The organism is uncultured Helicobacter sp. (assembly GCF_949282165.1).
In the GTDB taxonomy this organism is placed as follows: Bacteria; Campylobacterota; Campylobacteria; order Campylobacterales; family Helicobacteraceae; genus Helicobacter_F.
On record NZ_CASDOV010000009.1, the window covers coordinates 1 to 25,707 of the forward strand.

The 25,707-nt window shown below is 46.7% G+C and carries 32 protein-coding genes, 2 tRNA genes and 1 pseudogene; 14 read left to right on the plus strand and 21 right to left on the minus strand.

Annotation, left to right across the window (positions count from 1 at the left end; all coding sequences use genetic code 11):
* Positions 1–500 (plus strand): hypothetical protein (locus ACH2BK_RS05765; protein WP_395002521.1); only part of this gene is annotated, 500 nt, incomplete at its 5' end.
* A gap of 146 nt (positions 501–646) precedes the next feature.
* On the opposite strand, the gene pyrF is transcribed toward ACH2BK_RS05765, so the two are convergent.
* The 5 genes from pyrF to ACH2BK_RS05790 are packed head-to-tail and all read right to left on the minus strand — an operon-like array spanning position 647 to position 3,802.
* Positions 647–1,354, minus strand: a complete 708-nt coding sequence (gene pyrF / locus ACH2BK_RS05770) for an orotidine-5'-phosphate decarboxylase (protein WP_395002523.1) — start codon at positions 1,352–1,354, stop codon at positions 647–649.
* A complete protein-coding gene (gene nusB, locus ACH2BK_RS05775) occupies positions 1,351–1,830 on the minus strand; it encodes a transcription antitermination factor NusB (RefSeq protein WP_394997275.1) in 480 nt (159 codons plus the stop codon). The genes pyrF and nusB overlap by 4 nt, the downstream gene beginning before the upstream one ends.
* A gap of 1 nt (position 1,831) precedes the next feature.
* Positions 1,832–2,302: a 6,7-dimethyl-8-ribityllumazine synthase gene (gene ribH / locus ACH2BK_RS05780; protein WP_394997277.1), complete on the minus strand. Its 471-nt coding sequence runs from the start codon at positions 2,300–2,302 to the stop codon at positions 1,832–1,834.
* A gap of 16 nt (positions 2,303–2,318) precedes the next feature.
* Positions 2,319–3,152, minus strand: a complete 834-nt coding sequence (kdsA, locus tag ACH2BK_RS05785; protein WP_395002525.1) for a 3-deoxy-8-phosphooctulonate synthase — start codon at positions 3,150–3,152, stop codon at positions 2,319–2,321.
* On the minus strand, positions 3,152–3,802 hold the full coding sequence (locus ACH2BK_RS05790) for a carbonic anhydrase (RefSeq protein WP_394997281.1): 651 nt from the start codon (positions 3,800–3,802) through the stop codon (positions 3,152–3,154). Before ACH2BK_RS05790 ends, kdsA begins: the two co-directional genes overlap by 1 nt.
* Before the next feature lie 123 nt (positions 3,803–3,925).
* Here ACH2BK_RS05790 and ACH2BK_RS05795 point away from each other — a divergent pair, with 123 nt between their 5' ends.
* From ACH2BK_RS05795 to ACH2BK_RS05835, 9 genes are read left to right on the plus strand one after another with little or no spacing between them, the layout of a single operon-like run.
* Positions 3,926–4,603 (plus strand): DedA family protein, encoded by a 678-nt coding sequence (locus ACH2BK_RS05795; protein WP_395002527.1) that lies wholly within the window; start codon positions 3,926–3,928, stop codon positions 4,601–4,603.
* A 4-nt stretch (positions 4,604–4,607) separates the two neighbouring features.
* The gene (locus ACH2BK_RS05800) at positions 4,608–4,961 is read left to right on the plus strand and encodes an arsenate reductase family protein (protein ID WP_394997284.1); all 354 of its coding nucleotides are present in this window, start codon (positions 4,608–4,610) and stop codon (positions 4,959–4,961) included.
* 21 nt (positions 4,962–4,982) lie between these two features.
* Complete coding sequence (locus ACH2BK_RS05805; protein WP_395002529.1) at positions 4,983–6,317, plus strand: NlpC/P60 family N-terminal domain-containing protein; 1,335 nt, start codon at positions 4,983–4,985, stop codon at positions 6,315–6,317.
* Between the two features lie 34 nt (positions 6,318–6,351).
* A complete protein-coding gene (locus ACH2BK_RS05810; protein ID WP_395002531.1) occupies positions 6,352–7,161 on the plus strand; it encodes a metal ABC transporter solute-binding protein, Zn/Mn family in 810 nt (269 codons plus the stop codon).
* Between the two features lie 8 nt (positions 7,162–7,169).
* Positions 7,170–7,892 carry a metal ABC transporter ATP-binding protein gene (locus ACH2BK_RS05815; RefSeq protein ID WP_395002533.1) on the plus strand — a complete coding sequence of 241 codons (723 nt, stop codon included), beginning with the start codon at positions 7,170–7,172 and terminating at the stop codon, positions 7,890–7,892.
* Positions 7,889–8,713: a metal ABC transporter permease gene (locus ACH2BK_RS05820; protein ID WP_395002535.1), complete on the plus strand. Its 825-nt coding sequence runs from the start codon at positions 7,889–7,891 to the stop codon at positions 8,711–8,713. The genes ACH2BK_RS05815 and ACH2BK_RS05820 overlap by 4 nt, the downstream gene beginning before the upstream one ends.
* A 2-nt stretch (positions 8,714–8,715) precedes the next feature.
* Complete coding sequence (locus ACH2BK_RS05825) at positions 8,716–8,910, plus strand: DUF5408 family protein (RefSeq protein WP_395002538.1); 195 nt, start codon at positions 8,716–8,718, stop codon at positions 8,908–8,910.
* On the plus strand, positions 8,885–9,358 hold the full coding sequence (locus ACH2BK_RS05830) for a hypothetical protein (RefSeq protein WP_395002540.1): 474 nt from the start codon (positions 8,885–8,887) through the stop codon (positions 9,356–9,358). Before ACH2BK_RS05825 ends, ACH2BK_RS05830 begins: the two co-directional genes overlap by 26 nt.
* A gap of 22 nt (positions 9,359–9,380) precedes the next feature.
* Positions 9,381–10,502: a glycosyltransferase family 10 domain-containing protein gene (locus tag ACH2BK_RS05835; protein WP_395002542.1), complete on the plus strand. Its 1,122-nt coding sequence runs from the start codon at positions 9,381–9,383 to the stop codon at positions 10,500–10,502.
* A 66-nt stretch (positions 10,503–10,568) separates the two neighbouring features.
* On the opposite strand, the gene ACH2BK_RS05840 is transcribed toward ACH2BK_RS05835, so the two are convergent.
* The 6 genes from ACH2BK_RS05840 to ACH2BK_RS05865 form a co-directional block, all read right to left on the minus strand.
* Positions 10,569–10,655: transfer RNA gene (locus tag ACH2BK_RS05840), tRNA-Leu, on the minus strand.
* A 23-nt stretch (positions 10,656–10,678) separates the two neighbouring features.
* Positions 10,679–10,763, minus strand: a tRNA-Leu gene (locus ACH2BK_RS05845).
* A 26-nt stretch (positions 10,764–10,789) separates the two neighbouring features.
* On the minus strand, positions 10,790–11,101 hold the full coding sequence (locus ACH2BK_RS05850) for a F0F1 ATP synthase subunit C (RefSeq protein ID WP_394997296.1): 312 nt from the start codon (positions 11,099–11,101) through the stop codon (positions 10,790–10,792).
* A 117-nt stretch (positions 11,102–11,218) separates the two neighbouring features.
* Positions 11,219–11,833: a hemerythrin family protein gene (locus ACH2BK_RS05855; protein WP_395002544.1), complete on the minus strand. Its 615-nt coding sequence runs from the start codon at positions 11,831–11,833 to the stop codon at positions 11,219–11,221.
* 15 nt (positions 11,834–11,848) lie between these two features.
* Positions 11,849–12,406 carry a Fe-S-containing hydro-lyase gene (locus ACH2BK_RS05860; RefSeq protein WP_394997299.1) on the minus strand — a complete coding sequence of 186 codons (558 nt, stop codon included), beginning with the start codon at positions 12,404–12,406 and terminating at the stop codon, positions 11,849–11,851.
* Positions 12,407–12,415: 9 nt separating this feature from the next.
* On the minus strand, positions 12,416–13,261 hold the full coding sequence (locus ACH2BK_RS05865; RefSeq protein ID WP_394997300.1) for a fumarate hydratase: 846 nt from the start codon (positions 13,259–13,261) through the stop codon (positions 12,416–12,418).
* Positions 13,262–13,484: 223 nt separating this feature from the next.
* On the opposite strand from ACH2BK_RS05865, the gene ACH2BK_RS05870 reads away from it, so the two are divergent.
* The gene (locus ACH2BK_RS05870) at positions 13,485–14,741 is read left to right on the plus strand and encodes an MFS transporter (RefSeq protein ID WP_395002592.1); all 1,257 of its coding nucleotides are present in this window, start codon (positions 13,485–13,487) and stop codon (positions 14,739–14,741) included.
* On the opposite strand, the gene moaC is transcribed toward ACH2BK_RS05870, so the two are convergent.
* The 4 genes from moaC to ACH2BK_RS05890 are packed head-to-tail and all read right to left on the minus strand — an operon-like array spanning position 14,738 to position 17,328.
* Complete coding sequence (moaC, locus tag ACH2BK_RS05875; protein ID WP_395002546.1) at positions 14,738–15,211, minus strand: cyclic pyranopterin monophosphate synthase MoaC; 474 nt, start codon at positions 15,209–15,211, stop codon at positions 14,738–14,740. The two genes, ACH2BK_RS05870 and moaC, sit on opposite strands and share 4 nt — an antisense overlap.
* Positions 15,212–15,226: 15 nt before the next feature.
* Positions 15,227–15,940 (minus strand): carboxy-S-adenosyl-L-methionine synthase CmoA, encoded by a 714-nt coding sequence (gene cmoA, locus ACH2BK_RS05880; RefSeq protein WP_395002548.1) that lies wholly within the window; start codon positions 15,938–15,940, stop codon positions 15,227–15,229.
* A gap of 9 nt (positions 15,941–15,949) precedes the next feature.
* The gene (locus ACH2BK_RS05885; protein ID WP_394997306.1) at positions 15,950–17,149 is read right to left on the minus strand and encodes an HD domain-containing protein; all 1,200 of its coding nucleotides are present in this window, start codon (positions 17,147–17,149) and stop codon (positions 15,950–15,952) included.
* An 8-nt stretch (positions 17,150–17,157) separates the two neighbouring features.
* Positions 17,158–17,328, minus strand: a complete 171-nt coding sequence (locus ACH2BK_RS05890; RefSeq protein ID WP_394997307.1) for a hypothetical protein — start codon at positions 17,326–17,328, stop codon at positions 17,158–17,160.
* Between the two features lie 262 nt (positions 17,329–17,590).
* On the opposite strand from ACH2BK_RS05890, the gene ACH2BK_RS05895 reads away from it, so the two are divergent.
* The gene (locus ACH2BK_RS05895) at positions 17,591–17,740 is read left to right on the plus strand and encodes a hypothetical protein (RefSeq protein WP_394997309.1); all 150 of its coding nucleotides are present in this window, start codon (positions 17,591–17,593) and stop codon (positions 17,738–17,740) included.
* A 20-nt stretch (positions 17,741–17,760) separates the two neighbouring features.
* On the opposite strand, the gene ACH2BK_RS05900 is transcribed toward ACH2BK_RS05895, so the two are convergent.
* The 5 genes and pseudogenes from ACH2BK_RS05900 to ACH2BK_RS05920 all read right to left on the minus strand — a co-directional run.
* Complete coding sequence (locus tag ACH2BK_RS05900) at positions 17,761–18,519, minus strand: exodeoxyribonuclease III (RefSeq protein ID WP_394997312.1); 759 nt, start codon at positions 18,517–18,519, stop codon at positions 17,761–17,763.
* Between the two features lie 9 nt (positions 18,520–18,528).
* The gene (locus ACH2BK_RS05905) at positions 18,529–19,482 is read right to left on the minus strand and encodes an NAD(P)-binding domain-containing protein (RefSeq protein WP_394997385.1); all 954 of its coding nucleotides are present in this window, start codon (positions 19,480–19,482) and stop codon (positions 18,529–18,531) included.
* A 10-nt stretch (positions 19,483–19,492) separates the two neighbouring features.
* On the minus strand, positions 19,493–19,732 hold the full coding sequence (gene ccoS / locus ACH2BK_RS05910; protein WP_394997313.1) for a cbb3-type cytochrome oxidase assembly protein CcoS: 240 nt from the start codon (positions 19,730–19,732) through the stop codon (positions 19,493–19,495).
* Between the two features lie 63 nt (positions 19,733–19,795).
* Positions 19,796–21,850 (minus strand): penicillin-binding protein 1A, encoded by a 2,055-nt coding sequence (locus tag ACH2BK_RS05915; RefSeq protein WP_395002551.1) that lies wholly within the window; start codon positions 21,848–21,850, stop codon positions 19,796–19,798.
* A 15-nt stretch (positions 21,851–21,865) separates the two neighbouring features.
* Positions 21,866–22,687, minus strand: a pseudogene (locus ACH2BK_RS05920) (methyl-accepting chemotaxis protein); the annotation flags it as partial.
* Positions 22,688–23,389: 702 nt separating this feature from the next.
* Here ACH2BK_RS05920 and ACH2BK_RS05925 point away from each other — a divergent pair.
* Positions 23,390–23,845: a Fur family transcriptional regulator gene (locus ACH2BK_RS05925; protein ID WP_394997318.1), complete on the plus strand. Its 456-nt coding sequence runs from the start codon at positions 23,390–23,392 to the stop codon at positions 23,843–23,845.
* 415 nt (positions 23,846–24,260) lie between these two features.
* On the opposite strand, the gene ACH2BK_RS05930 is transcribed toward ACH2BK_RS05925, so the two are convergent.
* Positions 24,261–24,698 (minus strand): DUF3015 family protein, encoded by a 438-nt coding sequence (locus tag ACH2BK_RS05930; protein ID WP_395002553.1) that lies wholly within the window; start codon positions 24,696–24,698, stop codon positions 24,261–24,263.
* Between the two features lie 278 nt (positions 24,699–24,976).
* Between ACH2BK_RS05930 and ACH2BK_RS05935 the strand changes: the two genes are divergently transcribed.
* Positions 24,977–25,690 carry a YebC/PmpR family DNA-binding transcriptional regulator gene (locus ACH2BK_RS05935; protein WP_395002555.1) on the plus strand — a complete coding sequence of 238 codons (714 nt, stop codon included), beginning with the start codon at positions 24,977–24,979 and terminating at the stop codon, positions 25,688–25,690.
* The last annotated feature ends 17 nt before the right edge of the window (positions 25,691–25,707 follow it).

A 25,707-nucleotide genomic window follows, 5' to 3' on the forward strand; every position in this document is an offset into this window, starting at 1 on the left:
TCGCTTTTTCCGCTTCTAGCGCAATCGTTGCGGAGGCACTACTGCCTCCTTGTTCCAACGATTGCACACCACGAAGCGGGCGAGTGTCGGTTGGTGCTACCGCGCTACATATCTTATTGGATTTTTGCTGCGCAAAAATGGCAGAATCTATTGGTATAGATTCTGCTCGGCTCGTGCTTGCGCACGCATTATTATTTACATTTGGCAAAGCCTCGCTAGGATTTTTTGGCGTTGTGGATTCTGTAAGATTCTTAGATTCTGAAAAGCTAGATTCTAGATTTTGCTTTTGTGAATCTTTGGATTGTGAATCTAAGCTGCTCAAGCTAGATTCTAAGCTTTCATTAGATTCTGAATCTGCGTCAGATTCCGCGCTTGGCTTGTGCGTGGGGTTACTACTGCAAGCAAAAATTAGTCGTGTGCAAGTGTGGGTTGGTTGCTATCGCAACAAACGCGGTGGGACTTGGGGAGTTTTTGGCGGGTGCGGGAGTAGGAGTGCCTAGAGAATAAGCGCTAGAGGACAAGTGAGCGCCCCCAAACTCGCCAAATCTACGCAATCTAGCAAATACTTGCCCGCTTTGGCTAACTTAAGCGCAGCGAGACAAAAAGAGCCATTTTCCCACGCACAAGCCTAAGTTTCCCTCATCGCTCACAAAATCTCCAAAATCCTCTCCACCACGCCCCTAGGATCTTGCGCCCTATAAATGGGGCGTCCAACGACGATAAAATCGCTCCCCACGCGCTTTGCCAATGCCAAATCCGCCACGCGCTTTTGATCGCTGCTCTCCTCGCCAAATGGGCGAATCCCGGGCGTGAGCGCAATGAAACTCTTGCTCGTGGCTGCCTTGATACTCTGTGTCTCAAAGCACGAGCACACCACGCCATCGCACCCACTCTCATAGGCTAAAACCGCCATATTGCGCGCGTGATTGAGAATAGGGGTGTTATAAATCTGCCCAAAGTCCTCCTGCCCAAAGCTCGTAAGCGCGGTGACAGCGAGGATACGCGGCGCGGTGGGGTTTGTCTCCCTATAGCGCGCCAACGCCCTCATCGCCTGCGCGCCACTGCTCGCGTGGATTGTGAGCATATCCACGCCTAGGGCGTGAATCTCGCGCATCGTATCAAGCATCGTGTTTGGGATATCATAAAGCTTGAGATCCAAAAACAGCCTAAAATCCCCAATCCTGCGCAAGTCTTCCAAAAACTCCTTGCCATCGCGCACAAAGCTCCTTAAACCCACTTTGAGCCACAAATGCGCACTATGGCTTTTGAGCAGTCGCACAAGGGCGAGGTTGGATTCCCTACTCTCTCTATCGAGTGCCACGCAGAGCTTTGGTGCATTTGCCCTGCCACTCATTGCGCGCCCTCTGTGGTTGTTTGGGCATTTTGCGCAGGCAGATTCTGCGAGCTCGCACCGCTTCGCTCCGCCTTGTCTTTGCGCATTTTTTGTATGGAATCTAGCACGCCATTAATCAGCCGCGGCGCGTTCTCATCGCCATATATTTTGGCGAGCTCCACAGCCTCATTGATGACAATGGGCACATCGGTTTGCGTGTGGCATAGCTCATACGCCCCAAGCCGCAATATCGAGCATTCAATCCGCCCAAGCCGATTGGTATCCCACTCCTTGAGATGGGCGTTGATGAGCGTATCGAGGGATTTGAGGTTTGCAAGCACGCCATTAAGCAGCCCTAGCGCGAAATCCTGCTGCTTGTGGCGGATTTTTTTCTCCTCTAAAATCTGCGTGGCGTCCTCTATGCTAGCGTGATTGCCCAGCTCATAGGCATAGAGTATCCCAAGCACCGCATTGCGTGCCTGCGTGCGAGTTGCCATCTCACACCCCTAGATTCTGATAGAGGTTGATAAGCTCGATAAGTCCGCTCATAGATTCAAAGCCCTTATTGCCTGCCTTGCTCCCAGCGCGCTGTATCGCCTGATCGAGTGAATCTGTAGTGAGCACGCCAAAGGTTACCGCCGCGCCGTATTTGAGTGTGACATTGGCTATGCCTTTGGTAGCCTCCGCAGCGACATAATCAAAATGCGGCGTATCGCCTCTGATGATCGCGCCAAGGCAGCAAATCCCATCATAATCGCCCTGTGTGAGGAGCTTTTGGAGGACAAAGGGTATCTCATACGCCCCCGGCACAAGCACCAAATCTAGCAAATCCTCATTGCCCCCGTGGCGCAAGAAACAATCCCGCGCGCCCTCTACAAGCCTATCGGTTATGATGTGATTAAATCGTGAGCTGATAATGGCTATTTTCTCATCTCCGCGCAGTTTGAGCGCGCCCTCTATGGTATTCATTCTCTTCTCCTTTATTTTATGATAATGCAAGGGGCTGCAGACTAGGCAGCAGCTCCCTAATGCGCAGCAAATCCTCCACGAGCCCAAAAAGCTCGTGTGTGGGCACCATATTTGCCCCATCGCTTAGGGCAGATTCTGGGTTTAGGTGCGTCTCGGCAAAAAACCCATCAACCCCCACGCTCGCAGCCGCACGCGCGAGGTATGGGACAAAGCGCCTATCGCCCCCGCTTTTACCATCAAGTCCCCCTGGCATCTGCACGCTATGTGTCGCGTCAAACACCACGGGCGCAAATTGGCGCATAATCGCAAGCGAGCGCATATCCACCACGAGATTGCCATAGCCAAAGCTGCTGCCCCGCTCGGTTAGCCAGATTCCATAATGTCTGCTCTGCTCGTATGTGGCGGCGTCCCCCCCACGCGTTTTGATGGCTTTTAGCACCGTGTGCTTCATATCTGCGGGATTCATAAACTGCCCCTTTTTGACATTGACGATCTTTGAGGTTTTCGCCACTGCGACGATGAGATCAGTCTGACGGCACAAAAATGCTGGGATTTGGATCACATCTGCTACTTCTGCGATCGCCTCGGCCTGGTGGCTCTCGTGGATATCGGTGATGATTTTGTAGCCAAATTCTTTTTTAATCTGCGCTAGGAGGGCTAGCCCCTCTCTTAGCCCCGGTCCGCGGTAGGAATCTAAGCTCGTGCGGTTTGCCTTATCAAAACTTGCTTTGAAATAAAAATCGATTTTGGGATTTTGGGCGATGGGAGCGAGGGCTTTGGCGGTTTGGCTAAGATTCTCATAGCTCTCAATCACGCAAGGTCCGCTCATTAATATCATCTTTTCTTGCATTACTTCTCCTTTTCTTTTTGGATTATGGGTTTAAACTCGCGCTTAATCATATTGTAGTTTAAAATCTCCCCCGTCTCAATAATGTAATACCACCCATAGATACTAAGCTCGCCACGATCAAAACGTTCCTCAACAAAGGGATAAGTCATTAGATTCTCAAGCTGCTGCTCGACATTGATTTGCTCAGTGAGCCACATACGCTTGGATTTGGAGCTGGGTTTGAGGGCGAGGACTTTTTGCTTGACAGGCTCTAGGAGCTCGATCCATTTTTGCACATAGGGGGCTTTGTCTAGCTTATTTGGTGGCTCATAAATCGCCGTGCAAGCCCCGCAGTTGCTATGCCCGCACACGATGATATTTTGGACATCAAGGATGGTGATGGCGTATTCGATAGCGGCAGTGGTGGCGAGATAGCCCTTGCGCATAGCATTAGATTCTGTGTAGGGTGGGATAATGTTGCCGATATTGCGCACGACAAACAAATCGCCCGGATCGGAATTAGTGATGAGATTTGGCACTACGCGTGAATCCGCACAGCTGATAAAAAGTGTGTGGGGGTTTTGGGTCTTTTTGAGGCTTTCATAAAGCTCTTGGTGCGCGACATAATCTTCTTCTTGGAACTTAATAGCCCCTTCAAATAATTCTTTCATATTTGCCTTAAAAGTTTTGTGGGTTTTTTAAAGAAAGGATTATAACAAAAGCAAGTATAATGTCGCCTTTAATTTTGCGTAAGGCTGAAGTTTGCGCGCCTAGCTTATCTTACAAGGAATGCAATGTTTGGAGAGATTATCGAGAGTATTGTGAATTTTGTCGGCGATACGGGGTATTTGGGGATTTTTGTGATGATGTTTATAGAATCTAGCTTTATCCCCTTCCCCTCTGAAGTGGTGATGATACCCGCTGGGTATTTGGTGTATAGAGGCGATATGAATGCCGTGCTAGCGGTAGTCGCTGGCGTGGCTGGCTCGCTAGCTGGGGCATTGCTCAATTATTGGCTCGCACTCAAATTTGGGCGAGAGTTTCTCATCCGCTTTGGCAAGTATTTCTTTTTTACAGAATCTAGTATGCAAAAAATGGAGAATTATTTCACCAAACACGGCGAGATTAGCACCTTTGTGGGGCGGCTGATTATGGGTGTGCGTCAGTATATCTCGCTGCCTGCGGGACTTGCACGAATGAATCTCGCTAAATTTTGCTTTTATACCTCGCTTGGTGCGGGGATTTGGGTGATTATCCTCGTGTTTATCGGCTATGGGATTGGCGCTGCCTTTGGAGCGGACTTTGGGGTGGATCATATCGTGCATATTTTTACCACACACGATGAGCTAAGCCCAGAGGAACTAGGGATCAAGCAAAATGTCAAAATGGTTGGCTATGCGTGTTTGGCGTTTGTGGCTGTGGTGAGCGTGGTGTATGTGCTGTATTGGAAGCTTAAAAAATCCAAAAACTAGGAGTGTGAGCGTGATAAAAGTCTATGGCATACCAAATTGTGGCAGTGTGAAAAAGGCACGCGCGCTTTTAGAATCTCTAGGCGTGGCGTATGAGTTTGTGGATTTTAAAAAAACACCGCCAAGCAGGGAGCAAATAACCCACTGGGCGCAAAAATCCTCCCTAAGCACCTTACTAAATACCAAGGGCACGACTTACAAAAAACTTGACTTAAAAGACAAAAACCTAAATGATGAGCAAAAAATAGAGGCTATGCTCACGCACCCCACGCTTATCAAACGCCCCGTTGTGGAATCTAGCACAGAATCTAGCGCGATTGTCGTAGGCTATGATGAGGCAGCGCTCAAGGCTCTTAGCTAGTTTATGCTTATGGAGAGGCGATTGAAAGGGCTTGGCAAATTCTGTGTGTGCGTCCTATGCGCGCTAGTGCTTGGGGCGTGCTCGAGCAAAAAGGTTACTATCCTAGAGCCAAAGGAGCTTAGCACCCTGCCCCAAAACGCAAACTACTACCTCCCCCAAGATCTTTTAGAATTCCCCGAGATAGATTCTAAAGTGCTGCAAAAAGACTACTTGCAGAAGTTTTTTGCCCCGTGGCTCAGCACAAAACCAAATCCTAATGTCGATGAGGTGTTTTGGATACGCCCCTCACTGCTTAAAGCACGCAGTTGGGGGATAAACCTCAAGCCCTATAGCCTACAAGAGAGGCAAAAAATCCTAGATTCTATGCAGCTAGATCTCTATCCAAGTGCCAACAAAAAAGCCATCATCACGAGTAACACAAGCATAAGGGCAGTCCCTAGCGTGCTGCCTAGATTTTCCAAGCGCGATGGCTATCCCTTCGATAGATGGCAAAATTCGCTTATCTTTAGCGGCACGCCGGTGCGTGTGACGCATTATGATAGCTCACGCCGCTTTGCGCATATAGAATCTGGCTTTGTCTATGGTTGGGTGGAGGTGCGTGATATGGCGTTTGTGAGCGATGAGGACGCCAAGCGCATTATGCAGTGGCGCTCCTATGTGATGCCAAATAAAGACAATATCGCGCTTTTAGATTCAAACAATCGCTTTGTTACACAAGCGCGGCTAGGGCAAATCTTTGCGCTCAAAAATCAAACTACAGATTCTTATGAAATCTATGTCGTGCTGCGCCAAGACAATGGCAATGCACGCATTAGCACACTCAAGGTAAAACGCCAAGATTTTTCGCCCTTTCCCTCGGGCTTTAGCCAAACACTTGTGGCGGATTTGCTCACGCAGCTTATGGGGAGGGCGTATGGCTGGGGCGGAATGTATGAGGAGCGGGACTGCTCGGCGTTGGTGCGCGATATTTTTGCGCACAATGGCGTGTTTTTACCGCGCAACTCCAAGGCACAGGTGTTTTATGGAAACAACAGCATAGATTTGAGTAAAATGCCGCCAAAAGACAAAGAAGCCTATATCATCGCCAATGCCACGCCCTTTTACACGATTTTGTGGTTGCAGGGGCATATTATGATATACCTCGGACATACCCAAGGCAGGGCTATCGTGGCTCATAGCGTGTGGAGCGTGACTAGTGGCAAGCGATATGAGAATATGCTCGGCGGCGTGGTTATCACGACTTTGCACATTGGCGAGGAGCACAATGGCGTGTTTAGACGCTCCAAAACCCTGCTAGAGCGTATAGGCGCGATGTCGGATATGACGACGCTCTACCAAGCAATCATCAATCAATAAAATTCACATTGCATATTTTACAAAAGGAGTTTGTTTGAGATATTTGTTTGTGTTGGGGATACTGCTAAGCGTTGCGCAAGCAAAAGTGATGGTGATGGTGAGCGTGCTACCACAGAGCTACCTAGTCCAAAAAATCGCCAAAGACTATGCCGATGTCAAAGTAATGGTGCCAAAGGGCAAATCTCCCGAGCTCTATGAGCCCCTACCCCTGCAAATGCGCGATGTCAAAGAATCCCATATCTATGTGGGCGTGGGTATGCCGTTTGAAAAAAAATGGTTTCGTAGGTTTAAATCCGTAAATCCCAAACTGCGCTTTGTCGATGTGCCCCGCGCGCTCACACAATCAGGCTTTAAAGTCGCACACGATCCGCATATTTGGCTCTCTCCTGCGTTGATGAAAATCCAAGCGCGCGAGATATTCCACTCTATCGCAGGGATCGATCTCAAAAACAAAAGTTTTTATAAACAAAATTACGAGAGCTTGCTAAAAGAGATCGATGCGCTAGATTCAGAGATACAAGCGATATTTGCCAAGCCTAGTGCCAAAAAAATATTTGTGGTGTATCATCCGGCGTGGGGGTATTTTGCTAGCGACTATGGATTGCAAGAAGTCGCCATAGAATCTGAAGGCAAAGAAGCCAAAAGCGCGCATTTGCAAGAAGTGATAAATACTATCAAATCAAACAATATCCGCACCATTTTTCTCCAACCGCAATTTTCCAAAAAACAAGTCCAAGCACTAAGCAACGAGCTAGGGCTAAAAATCATCGAGCTAGATTCTCTGCAGGAGGATTGGGCGGAGGCTATGAGGGCGTATGCTAGGGCTATAGCCACACAGGAGTGAAGTAGTCTATGTCAGCACTACTGCAAGTCTCAAAGCTGTGTTTTTGCTATGGGCGCGAGCGTGTGCTAGATAATGTGAATCTCAGCATTAACCACCAAGAGTTTGTAGCTATCATAGGACCAAATGGCGGGGGCAAAAGCACTCTGGCTAAGCTTATGGCAGGACTGCTAACCCCACACATAGGGAGCATTACCTACACGCCCTCAAACGCGCGCATAGGCTATGTCGCCCAAAACACGATGGAGCACCTTGATTTCCCCATCAGCGCGTATGAAGTCGTGATGATGGGATTTTTGCACAAAAGGTTTTTGCTAGCCACAAGGGAGCAAAAAGCCTACGCGCTGGAGATGATGGATAGGCTTGGAGTTTCGCATTTGGCAAGGCGCAAAATCGGGGCTCTAAGCGGGGGGGAGCGTCAGAGGGTGCTCATCGCTCGGGCACTCTGTGCTAAGCCCGATATACTCATACTCGATGAACCCACTGCGAGCATAGATCTCAAGGGGCAGGAGGATATATTTAGGATTCTCCAAACCCTTAGCGCGCGTATGAGTATCGTGGTGATTAGCCACGATCTTTCAGCGATTTTGCGCTATGCACACAAAATCGTGTATATCAACAAAACCGCAGTCCTCCACGATGTCCCTGATGTGGAATTTATAGAATCTAGCGGGCATTTTTGTGAAATCGATCTCTTTTATCAACTCACCCAATCCCAAAAAGAGGCGCGATGATAGAATCTGTGTTTGAGATTTTGGGCTTAAAGTTCGTGTGGATGGCACTTTTGGTGTCGTTTTTGGTAAGTATCGTGAGCGGAGTGGTGGGCTCTATCGCGGTGGCAAATAAGAAGGTTTTTGTCGCTGGGAGCGTGGCTCATAGCGCATTTGGCGGTGTGGGCTTGGCACTTTTTTGCGGATTTTCGCCCACTTTGGGCGCGATGGTATTTGCGGTTGTCTTAGCATTACTACTCTCGTGGGCGGATAGGCATTATCACGATAGGCTAGATTCTTATATGGGGGCGATTTGGGCGTTTGGTATGGCGCTAGGCGTGGTGTTTATCGACTTCACGCCGGGCTATAATAGCGATATCGCAAGCTATCTCTTTGGCTCAATCATCGCTGTGAGCGATGATGAGGTGCTCGCTATCGCGGTGTATGATGTGGTATTGCTAGGCTTTGTGGGCGTGTGCTACAAGCAGATTCTAGGGCTTTTGTATGATGAGGCGTTTTGCCGCGTGCAGGGTGTGAATAGCGCGTGGCTTAGTGGCGTGATTTTTGTGTTTATCGCGGTGGGTGTGGTGATGAGCATGAGTGTGGCGGGGCTTATCCTCGTGCTTGCCATTCTCTCTATCCCTGCCTATATTGCCCAACTTTTTGTGGGATCGCTTAGAGCGATGATGTTTGTGGGATTTGTGCTCTCACTCGCGTTTATGTGGGTTGGATTCTTTCTTGCTTATTGGCTCAATATCAGCCCGGGCGCGTGTATCGTGCTACTAATGTGCGTGGGAATGCTGATTGGCTTGGGGCTTAAGCTCATCTTGCAAAAGGAGGTTTAGAGATGTCAATGCGTGAGGAAGATTCACTAAAAATCGCCAAAAGGGCGGTAAAAATCAGCCTATTTTGCGTGTGTTTAGTCTTAGTGCTTGGGGTGCTGTGTGTGTATATGATGATTACACAAATCGATGCGAGTGCTGGGATTAGCCACCGCTTGGTAGAGCTTGAGCAGTATGTCAAAGCTTTGCCAAAGCCTTAGAATCTGCGTGTGCTTATGCGCCATTGTGGGAGGGGCGTGGGCTGTGAGCCTTGATGAGCTTGAGTATGATGAGAATCTTGAGGGGGCAAAAATCGAGGCGATCATCTCCTATAAGCTAGAATTGCGCGATTCTATCCCTGTGGGGGAGCGATATCGCGTCTCTAGGGCGATGCAGCACAAGCCAAATGAGATTGCCTTTGTATGCGATGTCGATGTGGGGGAGTATGATATCAGCGATGATATGGCGTTTTTTGTCCTCGCGCTATTAAGACGAGAAAAGGAGCAAGTGCTAGAATGCCTCTATAGCCACGAGGTGCTACTGCGTGATGAGAATCTATGGCGTGAGGGCGCAGTGCGGCACTACGCGCTACTAGAGATCCCATCTGTGCGGGTGTATGCGTCCTTGCACAATCGCACTCTGATCCTAGAAGTGCTCAAAAATCGCTAAGCTTACAAAACAAAGGAATGGTATGAAACCCATAGTGTCTATGCGTGTGGTGGATTGGTATCTGCCCGATACGGAAGAAAATTTTTATGCCAATATGTTTGTGCGCGCGCTCTCACGCAAATACGATGTGCGCTATAGCAAGAATCCTGATTTTCTCATCTATGGCACATTTGGGTATGAGCATTTGCAATACGATTGCGTGCGGATATTTTTCACAGGGGAAAATCTGCGCACCAATTGGAATGTCGCGGACTATGGCATCGACTTTGATTATATGGATTTTGGCGATAGGCATTTGCGCTTGCCGTATGCTTTTATCTTAGATAAGCACCTAAAAGATGTGTGTGAAGCCTCTCGCACGCGCATTCTTTCCCCAATGATTGCAGAGCGAGAGAAGTTTTGTGCATTTATGGCGACAAATGGCGGTGGGGAGCACACAAAAGTGCGCGATAGATTTTTTGAACTCTTAGGCGCGTATAAACGCGTAGATTCTGGCGGGCAGTGGAACAACAATATCGGTGGGGCGATAGGGGATCGTTACAATGACTTTCAGAGCACCAAGCGCAAATGGCTGCAGCAGTATAGATTCCATATTTGCTTTGAAAACTCAAGCTATCCGGGGTATCTGACTGAAAAGCTCTTTGACGCGTATGCCGCGGGCTGTATCCCGATATATTGGGGCGATACGAGCCTGCGCTGTGCGCCTCCCGCCCCCTTGCCCACGAGCGCGCACACAGAGCCACAGGATAGCGATGTGATAGATACGCAAATCCCGCATATCTCTGCGCATTTGCTTGAGTATGGCATTAATCCCAAAGCCTTTATCAACGCGCACAATTTCCCTAGCTTACAGGATCTCGTGCAGGAAGTAAAGCGCATAGATAATGATGAGAAGGCGTATAAAGAGATGTATCTGCAACCTCTGTTTTTAGATGATTTTAATCCTTATGAATATTATGAGAAAAAGCTAGAGATGTTTTTAGATTCTATCGTATCACAAGATTCAAAGACGGCATTGCGCAGGGGCGATGGCACACATATAAGACGCCATTATAGAATCTTACTCAAAGGCAGTGATCCATTACAAGCATTGCGGAGCAACATTAAAAGAGAGGTTTCTAAAATTTTTAAAAGACATACGTAAAATAAATGCTAAGCGGGGCAAAGTCAAGAATGCGGTATTTGTATGTGTCATAAAGAAAGTTATCTATGGTGCCGAGGGTCGGAATCGAACCGACACAGGGTTGCCCCTACTAGATTTTGAGTCTAGCGCGTCTACCAATTTCACCACCCCGGCATAGAATCTATTGATTGTTCAAATGGTGCGCTGAGCGAGATTTGAACTCGCACGGGTCGCCCCGCCACCCCCTCAAGATGGTGTGTCTACCAATTCCACCACCAGCGCATGGCTCCCGCAATCGCGGGAAGAAGTTATGAAAGAAAGGGATTGCTATAAAGTGCGATAATCGCCAATACTAGCGTATAAATCACTTGTGCTTCGATAAGTGCTAGCGCAATAAACATCGTTCCAAGCAATTTACCGCTGATACCGGGGTTTCGCGCAGTCCCTGAGATAGTCGCTGCCGCAGCGTGTCCCATACCGATAGCACCACCAAGTGCCGCAATACCCACACCGATAACCGCACCAGCTACTGAATATGACTGAATCATATCCACACCACTCACTTCAGCTCCAAAAGCCAAGCCAAGCATACCTACAAACATTACAAGAAAGAATTTCATCCTTGCTCTCCTTACACAAAAAAATACAAAGTCGTTCGGATCCATCCCCTACTAAATCTTTGGAAGTGTGATTGTAGCGACACTTTGATAAAAGCTAGTTTAAATTTATACCTTTTCTCATTCTTGTCGCAAAAACTGCAGTGGGTATTTGCACTCTTTGCACACGACATTAGAATCTATTTTGTTGATTTTGCTATGGGTAGATTCTGAAACCTTATGAATCTTGCAATGGCATTGATACACATATATCGTGGGCTTCTCCTCTAGCTTGCAGCTTAATGCTTTGTGCTGCGCGGGAGATGCTAGGGTGCTTTCTAAAATCGCTTTTGTGTTGTTGGCGATTTGGATGGCATTCCATTCCTCTATCCGCTTATCCTCTTGCATAATGTGCCCTATGAGCCAATCTCGCGCGATGATGAGCAGGCTTTCTTTGAGATCGTTGATAGAATGCGAGGTTTTGACTAGGGTTGCGACATTGCGCGTGAATTCCTTGTGAATCTCCTTGTGAGTGGGCAACTCCGGATAGCCTATGCTTTTCATATATTCTTCCTCGTGCGCAAAATGCACGCGCATATAGTTGAAAAACTCTGCGAGGATCTCCTTGACTTCCGAGCGATTTGCCGCCTTATTGGCTGCTGCCTCCACTCGGTGAGCGAGCTCAAAAAGCTTGCGGTGCTCGGCGTCAATTATCTCATTATGCACAGAATACTCCGGACTCCACTCTGGCAGCATTTATCCCTTCGCTCCTTAGATTTTCCTATAAGGCTTCTGTCCCACTTCATAAAAGTTATTCCCCTGTGCGTCAATGGCAACAATAGCAGGAAAATCCTCGATAGTGATGCGCGCCACTGCCTCTGGACCAAGCTCGGGATATGCCAAAACCTCGTATTTTTTGATGGTTTTTGAGATGAGCGCAGCCGCTCCCCCCACTGCCACCATATACACCACACCATTTGCTACCATAGAATCTATCACTTCTTTTGAGCGATAGCCCTTGCCTATCATACCGCTAATGCCTTGCGCGATGATGGTGGGCGTGTATTTGTCCATTCTCCCGCTTGTAGTAGGACCTGCCGAGCCGATTGGATTTCCCGGTTTGGCGGGGCTTGGTCCTAGGTAGTAGATTGTCTCTCCTGCGAGCTCCACAGGAAGTTTTTCACCTCGTGCGAGAGCCTCTGTCAAAGCCTTGTGTGCCGCGTCTCTAGCAACTAAAATCGTCCCAGAGATGAGCACAGATTCTCCAGCCTTGAGGCTTTTGCCCACTTCTTTGCTAAAAGGTGCTCTGATTTTTTTCATCTCGCTCATACTTCCTCCTTATAGCTCGATATCCGCGTGGCGTGCAGCGTGGCAGTTGATATTAATCGCTACGGGCAATCCCGCGATATGTGTGGGATACCACTCGACATTGACTTTAAAGGCAGTTGTGCTACCTCCCAAGCCCTGTGGTCCCACGCCCGTGGCATTTGCCATCTCTAGTAGCTCTTCTTCGAGCTTAGCATATCGCTCATCGGGATTTTTAGAATCCACCTCACGCACCGCTGCTTTTTTGGCTAAAAGTGCGGCTTTTTCCATCGTGCCACCTATGCCCACACCAATCACCATAGGAGGGCAGGCATTGGGTCCAGCGAGCTTCACAGCCTCTAAAAAGACATTTTTCACGCCTTGGATTCCATCAGCGGGGACAAGCATTTTTAAAATACTCTTATTTTCGCTCCCAAAGCCCTTGGGTGCGACTTGGATATGCACCTTATCGCCGGGCACGATTCTAGTGTGGATCACCGCAGGGGCGTTGTTTGTCGTGTTTTTGCGCTCAAAGAGTGGCTCTGCCACCACGGATTTGCGCAAATACCCCTCACTATAGCCTTTTTTCACGCCCTCATTGATAGCATCTTCAATGTATCCACCCACGATATGCACATCCTGTCCGACATTGACAAACACCACGAGCATACCGGTATCCTGACAAATGGGCATCATATTATCTTGCGCGATTTTGCCATTTTCAATAAGCGTGTTGATGATATTTTGTCCCAGCGGGGATTGCTCGGTGCTTTTTGCCTTTGCAAACGCCTCTTTGATATCCTTTGTCTGCACACAGCACGCCTCAATCGCAAGTTTTGCGACAGCCTCTACGATATCTTGATACTTCACTTCCCTCATCTTACAGCCTCCTTTAAGCTTTGTGTTTGCACTCCATTGTAACCAAAGATAACAAAAACAATTCTTAAGGTTTTATAAAGAACACCCCACAACAAAGCCCATCACTTAGCTCAATGCTCCACAAAAACCTACATTTCTGAAAATAAGATTCACAAAAACACAAGAATAATGCTACAATCTTACCCTATCAGATTCAAGTGAGATCGACTAAAGTGAGGGTTTGATGCGGTTAAAAAAATCAGAGATTAAAGTGCTAGGACTAAGTTCGCTTGGCGGTATGCTAGAGTTTTATGATTTTATTATTTTTGTGTTTTTTACAGAAGTGATTTCTAGCCTCTTTTTCCCGAGTTCGCTTGGTTCATTTTGGGCAAATATGAACACCTATGGCGCGTTTGCTGCAGGGTATTTTGCAAGACCACTAGGCGGGATTATTATGGCGCATTTTGGCGATAAGAGCGGACGCAAAAAAATGTTTATCCTCTCCATTTTGCTGATGGTTATCCCTACTTTTGCGCTTGGGCTTATGCCCACTTTTGAGAGCATTGGCTATGCCGCGCCCCTCATACTTGTGCTTATTAGAATCTTACAGGGCATTGCCATAGGTGGCGAGCTTCCGGGGGCTTGGGTATTTGTGTGCGAGCATAGCGATAATAAGACGCTAGGCTTTTATATGGGGGCTTTTACAAGTGCTGTGATTGGCGGGATCTTGCTTGGGAGTGCGGTAACGCTTGGGATCAATCATCTTTTTACACAAGAGGAGATTAGAGAATACGCGTGGCGCGTGCCCTTTTTGCTTGGTGGGGTTTTTGGGATTATCTCGCTTTTTTTGCGTAGATTCTTAGAAGAGACACCGGTTTTTCGCGAGATCGAGGCTTTGCAGCAGACGCAGAGTTTTCCCGTCAAAGCCGTGCTACAATCGTTCAAAAAAAGTGTCATTTCTTCGTTTCTTAGCACTTGGATTCTCACAGGTTGTGTGGTTATCATCGTGCTCTTATCGCCCAAGCTCTTAAGCCAAGTCTTTGGCGTTTTGGCTGCCGATAGGGTGCTCTATCAAATGGTAGCCATTTGCTGCCTTGCCTTTGGCAATATCCTAGCTGGGATTTTGAGCGATAGAATCGGTGTGGGGAGAGCAAGCACGATATTTGGCATAGGCTTGTTTATTTTTGCCTTTGGCTTTTATCATTCCTTGATGGCGCATCATAGCCTTGAAACCACACTTTTGCTCTATTATGCTATGGCGCTTTGTGCGGGATTGACGGTTTTTACGCCCATCATTATGGTGCAGAGCTTCCCCGCTCCGATACGCTATAGTGGGCTTTCCTTTGCCTACAATATCTCATATGCGATTTTTGGCGGGCTCACACCGATATTTTTTGGGTGGGCGAGCGGAAGTGGCAATATCATAACCATTGGGTATTATCTGATGTTTTTGGGCGCATTGGCAGTGGTTATTGGCAGGCTTCACAAGCCCCAATCTTAAGCGCGCTGATAATCCCCGCTCTTGCCCCCGCTCTTAGATTCTAAGCAAATATCGCTCATCACCATACTCTTATCAATGGCTTTGAGCATATCATATATCGTGAGCAGCCCCACGCTCACGCTATGCAGAGCTTCCATCTCCACGCCCGTTTTCCCCTCGCATTTGACAAGAGATTCTATCCTAAAGGCGCACTCTCCCTCAATGGGCGCGATTTCTACATTGATTTTGCTCAAAAACAACGGATGGCACATCGGGATAGCACTGCTCGTATTTTTGGCTGCCATAATCGCTGCAATCACAGCCGTTTGTATCACTGGTCCTTTTGTGGCAGTGTTGTGTAGCACCGCTTCAAAGGCATCTTTGCTCATCGTGATTTTGCCGCTTGCAAGTGCCTCACGCGTCGTGATATTTTTGGCACTCACATCGACCATTGTTGGGTTGTTGTGTTGGTTTAGGTGGGTTAGATTCATAAACATTCCTTTTTGCTACTTGCGCGCGATAATCACACCAAAATTCACCCATTTAAAGAGCACCTCGGTGTGTCTAAAGCCCGCTTCTTGGAGTAAATGCAAGTTTTCTTGCAAAGTATAAGGGATAAGCACATTCTCTAGTGCCTCGCGTTTGCGCGCGATTTGGGTTTTGGAGTAGCCGTTATTTTGCTTATAAGTATGGTAATACTCTATCATTTGGCTATCAAGCAGTGCATCGGTGCTGCTCATCTTTTCACTTATGATAAAAATCCCGCCCTTTTTTAGAGCCCTGTGAATCTTGCGCACGAGCCCTAGCCTCTGTGGTGGGCGGATAAACTGCAGAGTGTAGTTGCTCACAAACGCGCTAGATTCTCTAAATCCCTCCTGCATACAATCAGCGATTTTAAACTCCACAGCGGCATTGTAGGCTTTTGCCTTCAATCTCGCGTGCTCTATCATCGCTTCAGAAGTATCTAGCCCAATGAGCGTGGCGGCGGTATGTGGCGCGAGGGCTAAGAGGAGATTACCCGTAGAGCAGCCCAAATCATAGATAACGCCCTCTTTGGCATTTAGCTTCAAAAAATCCACGCACAATGTGAGAGATTCTCTATAAAAAGGAATGGAGCGCTCAAGCATATCATCAAACACGCTAGCCACTTGTGCATCAAACTCGAATTTTTTTTGTATCTCTTGTGAGGATTGCTCAAAAAGCGTATCTTTTTTTTGCATAGATTCTCTTTAGACAAAGTTTCTAAAAAGCGCACCCAAATCGACATTGGCGATTTGCTTGTGTGCGCATTTTTCAAAGATACCCTGTGCGCCCTCGATGAGATCTTGGCTAGAGACGCCGTGGGCGATGGAGATTTTGGCTTCTAAAAACGCGCTAAGATGATCGCACACTTTCAAAAACTCGCCATATATGGGATCGAATTTGTCTTCATTAAATCTCGCAAAAAACTCCGCGCCACTCTCGATATCGTGCCTAAAATACTCAATCTTATAGCGGTTGTGGAATTCATCTTGAGTAAAATACATAATATCATCGCGGATATTGGGGGGGACTTTGCACAGAATCTTGTCATTGACAGCCTGACGCTCGATATTTTTGATAAACTCATCTAAGCCCTTAACCGTGTGCTTGATAGGCGAGATGATATCGCGCGTGAGAATCTCGGGCAAATCGTGGAATAATCCGCACAAAAAGTGATTGATACGCATTTGCTTACAGCACCCCAAATCAAGGCTTAGGAGATAGGCACTAAGCGCGACTATGAGGGTGTGTCCTAGCACGGAAGTTGCGGGGATCCTAGGTGTCTGACTCCAGCGTTTTTGGAATCTAAGCTGCCCAAACATCGTGATGAGCTCACGCACATCTTCATAGAGCGCGATTTGCTGCATACCTGCGAGGTGGTAATGCTCCTCTACTTGCTTATCGATAGTGTTTTTGATATTTTGGACATCATACATTTTGGCATTAAAATGATAGATGATATCAAACTCCCACTTGGAGGCATAATAATGCGAGGCTTTGAGAATCTCGCGCTCAAGGTTTGAAGTGTGGGCGGTAAGATAACTCTCCATCTGTGGGAAAAACTCATACGCTCCCAAATCGGATTGAAGGTTTTGCATCACAAAGCGCACAAGCTCCTGATTATGTGTTTTGACAAGCTGATGAAACACGGGAGGCTTGATATCAGTTAGCACAATGCGCTCAAAAAACTCATAGCAAAACTGCAGTATCAGCCGCTCCCAATCAATCTCAACCTTGCGGATATGCTCCTCATAGCGCGCTAAAAGATAGGCGATGACAAATTTATGCGCTTGCTTATCAAGCTCGACAAACTCCACGGGCGTGGCTTGATCGTTCCAGCGACGGATAGAAGCGGCGATAAAGATTTTGCGCAAAAGGCTATTATTAAGGCGCGGAGTTTTTGGCATAGGGATTCTTATTTTTTGTAATAATCGCCGCTAGCACCCACGCACTGCTGCGTGCATTGCCCCTTTTGGCAGATGGTTTGGCATTCTATGGCTTGGTAGGAGCCTATGGGTTTTTTGCTCGAGCAGCCGCTAAAAAGCACAAAGCCTAAAATTCCTAGGAAAATCATAAAATATCGCATACGCACTCCTTTAGGTTTCACAGATTCTGTGATGGAGAAGCATTTTGCATTCCTAGATTCTATTATTTTAATGCAAGTTTTTGCTTTGGCAAAAACTTGTGTATCGCTCGTGGAGAGTAAATCTCCACTCGCTCCGCTGCGCGTGCATACAAAAGATTTTTTAGAATCTAAGTCGCGCTTTGGTGCCAGAGCGTCAGGAGCGCGATTTGGACTAACACCTTTTCTATAAACCGAGCCAGATTCTATAATTTAATGCAAGTTTTTGCTTTGGCAAAAACTTGTGTATCGCTCGTGGAGAGTAAATCTCCACTCGCTCCGCTGCGCGTGCATACATTACGATTTTGGCAAGATTACAGAATCTTTTAGTGCCGCCACCTCATCAACGCCGCTTGAGTTAGCGTCTTTTCTATAAACCAAACTAGATTCTATAAATTAGTGTAAATCCACCTCTAATCCCACAGGGCAGTGATCGCTCCCAAAAATTTCAGGATAGATACTTGCACTCCTAAGTTTAGAATCTAGCACTTTAGAGCAGAGAAAATAATCAATCCGCCACCCCGTGTTGTTCTCCCGTGCCTTGCCCATATAGCTCCACCAGCTATACGCTCCCTCTAGTGTGGGGTAAAAATACCTAAAAGTATCTGTGAAGCCAGAATCGAGGAGTTTTGTCATCTTTTCGCGTTCCTCATCGGTAAATCCGGCGTTTCTGCGGTTGGTTTTGGGGTTTTTTAAATCGATTTCTTGGTGGGCGACATTGAGATCCCCGCACACGATTACGGGTTTGCTTTTTTCTAATGCTTTGAGGTAGGCACGGAAGTCGTCTTCCCACTCCATTCGGTATTCTAGCCGCTCTAGCTCGCGTTTGGAGTTTGGCGTATAGACATTGACGAGATAAAACTCCCTGTATTCTGCACAGATAATCCGCCCTTCTTTGTCGTGGTGAGCAATCCCCATATCATAGGCGACGCTTAAGGGCTTAAGTTTGCTAAAAATCGCCACGCCAGAGTAGCCCTTTTTCTCTGCACTATTCCAATACTCCTCATAGTTTGGGAAGTCAAAAGTGGCTTGTTCGCGCTGCATTTTGGATTCTTGGATACAAAACACATCCGCATCAATGGCATTAAAAAAATCCATAAAGCCCTTATTCATACACGCCCGAAGTCCATTTACATTCCACGAGATGAGTTTCAAATCATCACCTTATTTAAGACGCTTTTTTATCTCTTGGGCGATTTGGTAGCCGTGATTGAGCCCTGCGGCTATGGAGCCACCGCTTTTTAGCGCAATATCCCCTGCCAAAAAGACATTTGGTATGGAGCTTTCAAGCACTTCATTGGAGATGGGCGAGCCCTTTTCATCTAGCTCTAGCTGACATTTTTTCAAAAAATCAATGGGCGCGGCACCGCCTATGGCATACACCACCCTATCAAAGACTTCACTTTGACTATCAGTAAAATTTACCTTGACTTTGCCCTCACTATCCTCTAGCCCCTCTATATCCACACCCAAGCGAGTTTTTAGCGCACCGCTTTGGATAGAATCTTGGAGTTGCTTGGCATTAGCATCATTGATACGGCTAAACTCCGTGCGACGATAGTTGAGTGTTGTATCATTATCCTTGCAGAGCAAAGTCGCGTATTCTACCGCCGAGTTGCCACCGCCTACGATTAGCACTTTTTCATCGCTTTGGATATTGTTGGCATTAAACTGCACTTTTTTCCTAATTGTGGGAGGGATTGCGTAGCTTGGCTTGTTTGGCTGCCCCATTTTGCCAATAGCAATAACCACAAAACGCGCCTTAAAGCTCTGCCCACCGCTGCTGTGAATCTCAAAAATATCGCCGACTTTTTGGATAGATTCTATATCGGTTTTGTAGTGAATGCGCTGCGTAGCAATGAGCTTGTCAAAAAGCTCTAGCGTGCTTTCTTTAGTCCCATCTACAAAGGCTATACTGCCCTTTAGATCCACTACTTGCCCTTTGTAGTCTTTATCCACGCGCTTACCATCTTTATAAAACTGCCTGATAGTCGCATTGTGCTGCTCGCTTTTTTCAAACACCACGACATTCTCAATGCCTAGCGCCGCACTCTCTACTGCCGCACCTATGCCGCCCGGACCACCGCCGATAATCGCTATATCATACACTTCAGCCATCATTTCTCCTTTATGTTGATTTGTTCTTGGATGTAGTCGTTTGAGAATCTATATCTTGTAAAAAATCGTGTTTTTGCTGCTGGTTGGCGATTTTATTGAGATCTTCTGGCGTATCAAAGAGCACGCCCTCCATCATTTTGTTCTCGTCATCAAACTGCCCATTTTTTAGCCCCCACAAAAACCCGAGCAGACCAAAAAATCCCAATATAAGAGAAACACCAAGCATAAAAGCCACGATTTCAACGCTCAACGCCTATCCTTCGATCGCACCTATATTGTGCCAAATTGTAATTAATAGAGTGATTGCCCATCATCAAAAAAGCAAGTCCTCCTCGACATTTGTTACCGATGAAGTGTTTGGGGGGAGCTTGGATATATCAGTGTAGAGATATTCGCCATCTTGAAGTGTTTTTTTCATAATGCCACTTGGCATATCAAAGCGTCTTTTGATACCCGGCTCGATTTTGAGGAGCTTGCTAAAAAAGTATGAGTTCACTGGTGCTGCGACGATCCCGCCCGTCTCGGCAGGACCTATGGGGGTATTGTCATCGCGCCCATACCAAATAATCGTCTGTATGCTTGGTGAAAATCCGCAAAACCAACCATCGATATTTTGGTTTGAAGTCCCCGTCTTGCCAGCGATCTCGATATTTGCGGTGCGTGCTTTGAAGCCTGTGCCGCGATTAACCACATCACGCAAAATATTAGTTACCAAAAACGCTTGCTTGGGTTGTGTGTATTGGCGCGCAAGCAGAGGGAACTCCTGCACTTCGCCCTGCACATTGATGATAGAATCTACCAAGCGCGGCGTGAGCATAGTGCCATAGTTAGAAAACACAGAATAGAATTTCGCCGCCTCTAGGGGCGAGAGACTAAGGCTCCCTAGCACGATGGACATATCATTTGGCACATAGGGGAATCCAAAATCCTTAATACCCCTATAAATGAGATCAAATCCCACCTGCTGCACGAGATTAAGCGTCGCGAGATTAGCAGATTTGCGCAATGCTTCGTGGAGACTGATAAGCCCGCCATACGCTCCCACATTTTTAGGCTTCCATACCTCTTCTTCCTCCTGTGTGGCACTCTCCACTTCTTTGGTGCTTTCGTTTGTGTTGCTACCAAACTTGCGCGGTGCATCCACTACGCGCCACGCCGGAGAATAGCCCCTATCAAAGGCTACGAGGTAGATAAATGGTTTAATGCTAGAGCCAAATTGTCGCTTTGCCTGTGTGGCGCGATTAAATACAGATTTTTTGTAATCCACACCACCCACGAGAGCTAGAATCTTGCCACTTTGGGATTCTGTGACAACCATCGCGCCATTGAGCTCGCCATATCGTTGTGTGGATGTCTCTTGGGGCTTTGCATAGATGAGATCCTCTGAATCTACCTCCTCACGCATAAAGGTTTTGGGATAATGCTCTAGCAAACGCTCATTAATCTTGCTATATCCATAGCGTAACGCTTCTTGGGCGATGTTTTGGTAGTCTAAATCTATTGTGAGATTAATTTTGTAGCCACCTGTTTTGATATCTGGATACATTGGAGTGAGTTGGCGCACGACTTCATCGACTACATAGGGCGCGGCATTTTGCGTGAGACTCTTATCATTATAGACTTGTGGAATCTCGACGATGGCGAGATCGTATTCCTCCTGTGTGATCCAACCAATATCCTTTAGCCTATCGAGGATATTGTTCGCGCGCCCTAGGGAATGTTGGAGATTTTTGGAGGGATCGTAAGTATCGGGGGCTTTAGGAAGTCCCATAAGCATACACATTTCTTTGAGCGTGAGTTCGTTTAGATTTTTGTGAAAATACCCAAGCGCAGCAGTTTTGACGCCATAGTAGCCGTGCCCTAAAAAAATGTAATTGAGATAAATCTCTAAAATATCTTCCTTGCTCATATTTTGCTCTAGCACGATGGCAAACATTGCCTCTTTTATCTTGCGCTTAAGCGTGCGCTCTGGCGTAAGTGCGATATTTTTGACGACTTGTTGGGTGAGTGTGCTGCCACCCTCGGAGTATTTGAGATTTTTGAGATTTTTGACAATAGCGCGGGAGATCGCATCGGGATTTACCCCTATATGCTCAAAAAATAGCGTATCCTCCACCGCTAAGAGAATCTCTATCACACGCGGAGGTATCTCCTCAAATTTTGCATACAATCGGTAATGCTGATCAAAGAGATTGGCTACTAGTCGCCCCTTCCTATCAAAAAGCTGCGTGGTAATATCCATCTTGTGGCGCTTGACAGATTCTATCTCATCTTGCACCTCTGCATACACACTATGGAGATACGCGACAACACCCAAAAGGGCGGCGGTGAAGACAACCCCAATGCTATATCGTATTACACGCCACACGATAGACTCTAGATTCTAAGCTTTGCTTTGTGAGCCTTGGAGATCGTCTATCTTGGCTTGGATTTCGCTATGAATCTCTCCATAGAGCTCATCAATGCAGCTCATCACGCCATCACTGCCCTTTTCCATCGCCGAGACTTTCTCTTGTATGCAGGACTTTGGACATCCGATAGTAGGATCTTCGATGGCATTAACCAGTGAGATAGCCTGCGTATGCACTTCTTCGTGGAATGAATCAAGCTTCTTGTATCCATTAGTATGACTAAAGAGCTCCTTGCCGCGTCCTTCAAAATACCATTTGCCAAGGCGACAGCTCCTGTGATCGACTTTGTTAAAGCTATCTTTGATCCCAAATAAGAATCCATAGAGATTGTTTTTATACACCGTGTGATCGAGTTTGGCAAGTGTGCAAAATATCTGTGAGCTAAGAGATGAGGAGATTTGGTTATTAACGAGGTTACCGACTTTGAGTTCATTGATGATATCAGTGAGCGAGGCAATCACATCCCTTACGACATTTGTCGCGGTATTTGTCTCTTCGGTGCCACTTTGGATATCGTTGGCTTCTTGCTGCATAGATTTTACTACCACTGCAATTTCCTTCGTGGCTTTTTGGGTTTTTTCTGCGAGTTTGCGCACCTCATCTGCCACCACGGCAAAGCCGCGCCCATGCTCGCCCGCACGCGCTGCCTCAATCGCAGCATTGAGCGCTAGGAGATTTGTCTGCTCTGCGATATCATCGATGAGTGAAACGACATTAGTGATTTCATCACTTCTTTGCGCGAGTGAATCCACAAGCTGCGTGGAGATTTGCATTTTTTCATACAAAACTTCAATCTTATCAAGCGCATCATTGCTCATCTCGCGTCCGCTCTCTGCTTTTTGCACAGATTCACTAGCGCGCGCGACGACTTCAGCCGATAGCTCGAGGACATCTTGCAAGGCAGATTGTGTGCCCACGATACCATTTGCCATAGATTTGCTATATGTGTCAAAGAGATCAAAGCCCCCACTCCTATCGCTGCGCAAATCCACGGCCATAGCAGAATAATACATCACATCGCCCACCTTTTTAGTGGCAATCCTAAATTCTCCCATCGGCAGTGAGAGAGAAGTGGCATTGTGATTTAAATGAGCGACAAATGTGTCAAGGTTTTGCATTTGCTGGGCGGCTTTGTTTTTAAAGACAACCTCGCCATTTTTAATACCTATGATGATTTCTTGTTGTGTAAATCCTAGAGCCTCTTTGTAATGCTCAAGTTCTTCTTTAAGATGGTGGATTTCTTTGTCAAAATTATGCTGATCTTTTGTGTGTTTTTTTGAACCAAACATAGCACTCGCTCCCCTCTTTAAGTTTTTGTTAAGATTCAAGGATTCCGTGCCAATTATGCCATAAAAACCCAAAAAAGCACCAAAAATTCGCGCCAAACTTTGCCAAATCTCACGCCAAAATCCAAAAAATTATCATAAATTTTGCACAAGAATTATGCTACAATCTCAAAATGCATTAAATTTTGATAACAAAGGCAGGGCAACGCGATGATTGGCAGCAAACGACTAGAAACACTTGATACGATTTTGGATCGCTTACGCACAGAGATTAGACGCAATGGCTTAAAAAACTCCAAGCAGCGCGAGGAGATTCTCACTGTGTTGTATAAAAGTGGCACGCACCTAAGCCCTGAAGAGATTACCAACAAAATCCGCACCACAGACAAAAACGCGAGTATCTCGTCGGTGTATAGAATCTTAAGCTTCCTAGAAAAGAGTGGGTTTATTACCGCGCTAGAGGCCGATAAGAGCGGCAGACGCTATGAGATAGCCGCCAAGGAACATCACGATCACATCATCTGTCTTGATTGTGGCGATATCATCGAGTTTGTCGATCCCCAAATCGAGAGCCTGCAGATTAAAATCGCTCAAGAATTTGGTGCCAAACTCATCAGCCACGATATGCGGCTTTTTGTCAAATGCGCCAAATGCCAAATGTCATAGGCATTTGTGTATGTGGCTTAACCCCGCAATAGAGCAAAATCCACAACCACCACAAAGCAAATTTATAGAATCTAAAAACCCTCACAAAGATTCTCTAAAAGCGGTGTATTAGCGCAAACAAAGTAAGAGAAAATCGCCCCCCTTAGTAAGCAATAAATACAATAAGCAATAAATAAACTTCCTATCAGCAATAACTTTAGAATCTAGAGCAAAACAAACAGAGCTGCTCCACAAACGACAAATTAAGCGTGGTGTTACGAAGTGCGATGGGCTAGATTCTTTGCGCCAAAAAGTAAGATGATGAGAGATAAAACATCGCAAACGACAAAGAAAATCCCTATCGTATGCAATCTAGTAGGGGGCAATCCGCCCACAAAAAAGAGCGGATTGCGTGAAGCTAATCTAGAGCTAGGTTTTAGAGCGTAGCAGCGTTGCTTAGCACATCTGCCATTTGCGCATCTTTGCTCGCGTAGAGTTTGTTGTAGTTTTCTTGAAGTGCCACCTTGAAGCCTTCTTTGTCCTCTACTTGGAGGAGTTCTACAAATGTATCGAGAGTTTCACCCTTGCCCTGTGCGATTTCTTTAGAAAGCGCGTCCATATTTGAAGCCACAAACTCCTGTGTCCTTGTGTCCATCACAAGCCCTTGCCATTGGCAGCCAGAAGTTCCTGAAGTGATACCAAAGGTTTGTGTCCCTGAAGTGTTGTTTGTCGTGATTTGGAAAAGATTCCAAATAAGCCCTTGCTTGTCGATGAGTTTAGAACCCAAACCACAACCAACATTGGTGTTTGCCCCTGCAAACGCGCTGCTGACTAATACACTAGCTAGTGCTAGACTTCCGAGAAACTTTTTCATCTCCATTGCTCCTTATGCAAAAATATGGGTAAATACCCGCGCAGGAATAATAACCAAACATATGTAAGCCCTTTCTTAAAACCTTATGGATTTATAAGCGCGCGTGTTGAGATTCTATAAATACCCCTCCCCTAGTCCCACGCCGCATTCTCGCAAAGTCCGCACCAAGCGAGGCTATCCTTTGGGATTTATAAAAACCAAATCTTATAATTTAAGTTTTTCTAACGCACCGCCCATTATAATAACGCTTTTAATTTAGTTTGCGTAAGGATTGTGCAATGGGAAGAGCATTTGAATACCGCAGGGCAGCAAAGGAAAAGCGATGGGATAAGATGAGCAAGGTTTTCCCCAAGCTCGCCAAGGCTATCACGGTGGCGGCAAAAGAGGGCGGGAGCGATCCAGCGATGAATGCCAAGCTCCGCACCGCCATCGCCAATGCCAAAGCCCAAAATATGCCAAAGGACAATATCGATGCCGCCATAAAGCGCGCAAGCGGCAAAGATGGGCAGTTTAGCGAGATCACTTATGAGGGCAAAGCCGCCAATGGCGTGCTCATCTTTATCGAATGCACCACGGACAACCCCACGCGCACGATTGCCAATATCAAAAGCTACTTCAACAAAACCCCCGGTAGCCAAATCGTGCCCAATGGCTCGCTAGAGTTTATGTTTGCACGCAAGAGCGTGTTTGAGTTTGCTAAGCCAGATTCTATGAGCTTAGAGGAGCTAGAACTAGATCTCATCGACTATGGGCTAGAGGAGCTAGAATCTCGCGATGACGGCGTGGTAGTGGTGTATGGGGATTACAAAGACTTTGGCAAGCTAAGTGAGGGCTTTGAAAAGCTAGCAATCCCACTGAGCAAGGCAACCCTACAACGGATCCCCACAAGCCCTATCGCACTAAGCGAGGAGCAAATCCTCGAGGCAGAAAAACTGCTCGATAAGATCGAAGAAGATGACGATGTCCAAGCCGTCTATACCAATATCCAATAGCCCACAAACTAGGAGCA

What these genes read in the sequence shown, in the direction of transcription:
- pyrF (WP_395002523.1), bottom strand. Translation starts at nt 1,354, where the DNA reads ATGAGTGGCAGGGCAAATGCACCAAAGCTCTGCGTGGCACTCGATAGA.
- nusB (WP_394997275.1), bottom strand. Translation starts at nt 1,830, where the DNA reads ATGGCAACTCGCACGCAGGCACGCAATGCGGTGCTTGGGATACTCTAT.
- ribH (WP_394997277.1), bottom strand. Translation starts at nt 2,302, where the DNA reads ATGAATACCATAGAGGGCGCGCTCAAACTGCGCGGAGATGAGAAAATA.
- kdsA (WP_395002525.1), bottom strand. Translation starts at nt 3,152, where the DNA reads ATGCAAGAAAAGATGATATTAATGAGCGGACCTTGCGTGATTGAGAGC.
- ACH2BK_RS05790 (WP_394997281.1), bottom strand. Translation starts at nt 3,802, where the DNA reads ATGAAAGAATTATTTGAAGGGGCTATTAAGTTCCAAGAAGAAGATTAT.
- ACH2BK_RS05795 (WP_395002527.1), top strand. Translation starts at nt 3,926, where the DNA reads ATGTTTGGAGAGATTATCGAGAGTATTGTGAATTTTGTCGGCGATACG.
- ACH2BK_RS05815 (WP_395002533.1), top strand. Translation starts at nt 7,170, where the DNA reads ATGTCAGCACTACTGCAAGTCTCAAAGCTGTGTTTTTGCTATGGGCGC.
- ACH2BK_RS05820 (WP_395002535.1), top strand. Translation starts at nt 7,889, where the DNA reads ATGATAGAATCTGTGTTTGAGATTTTGGGCTTAAAGTTCGTGTGGATG.
- ACH2BK_RS05825 (WP_395002538.1), top strand. Translation starts at nt 8,716, where the DNA reads ATGTCAATGCGTGAGGAAGATTCACTAAAAATCGCCAAAAGGGCGGTA.
- ACH2BK_RS05830 (WP_395002540.1), top strand. Translation starts at nt 8,885, where the DNA reads ATGTCAAAGCTTTGCCAAAGCCTTAGAATCTGCGTGTGCTTATGCGCC.
- ACH2BK_RS05835 (WP_395002542.1), top strand. Translation starts at nt 9,381, where the DNA reads ATGAAACCCATAGTGTCTATGCGTGTGGTGGATTGGTATCTGCCCGAT.
- ACH2BK_RS05850 (WP_394997296.1), bottom strand. Translation starts at nt 11,101, where the DNA reads ATGAAATTCTTTCTTGTAATGTTTGTAGGTATGCTTGGCTTGGCTTTT.
- ACH2BK_RS05855 (WP_395002544.1), bottom strand. Translation starts at nt 11,833, where the DNA reads ATGCTGCCAGAGTGGAGTCCGGAGTATTCTGTGCATAATGAGATAATT.
- ACH2BK_RS05860 (WP_394997299.1), bottom strand. Translation starts at nt 12,406, where the DNA reads ATGAGCGAGATGAAAAAAATCAGAGCACCTTTTAGCAAAGAAGTGGGC.
- ACH2BK_RS05865 (WP_394997300.1), bottom strand. Translation starts at nt 13,261, where the DNA reads ATGAGGGAAGTGAAGTATCAAGATATCGTAGAGGCTGTCGCAAAACTT.
- ACH2BK_RS05870 (WP_395002592.1), top strand. Translation starts at nt 13,485, where the DNA reads ATGCGGTTAAAAAAATCAGAGATTAAAGTGCTAGGACTAAGTTCGCTT.
- moaC (WP_395002546.1), bottom strand. Translation starts at nt 15,211, where the DNA reads ATGAATCTAACCCACCTAAACCAACACAACAACCCAACAATGGTCGAT.
- cmoA (WP_395002548.1), bottom strand. Translation starts at nt 15,940, where the DNA reads ATGCAAAAAAAAGATACGCTTTTTGAGCAATCCTCACAAGAGATACAA.
- ACH2BK_RS05885 (WP_394997306.1), bottom strand. Translation starts at nt 17,149, where the DNA reads ATGCCAAAAACTCCGCGCCTTAATAATAGCCTTTTGCGCAAAATCTTT.
- ACH2BK_RS05890 (WP_394997307.1), bottom strand. Translation starts at nt 17,328, where the DNA reads ATGCGATATTTTATGATTTTCCTAGGAATTTTAGGCTTTGTGCTTTTT.
- ACH2BK_RS05905 (WP_394997385.1), bottom strand. Translation starts at nt 19,482, where the DNA reads ATGGCTGAAGTGTATGATATAGCGATTATCGGCGGTGGTCCGGGCGGC.
- ACH2BK_RS05925 (WP_394997318.1), top strand. Translation starts at nt 23,390, where the DNA reads ATGATTGGCAGCAAACGACTAGAAACACTTGATACGATTTTGGATCGC.
- ACH2BK_RS05930 (WP_395002553.1), bottom strand. Translation starts at nt 24,698, where the DNA reads ATGAAAAAGTTTCTCGGAAGTCTAGCACTAGCTAGTGTATTAGTCAGC.
- ACH2BK_RS05935 (WP_395002555.1), top strand. Translation starts at nt 24,977, where the DNA reads ATGGGAAGAGCATTTGAATACCGCAGGGCAGCAAAGGAAAAGCGATGG.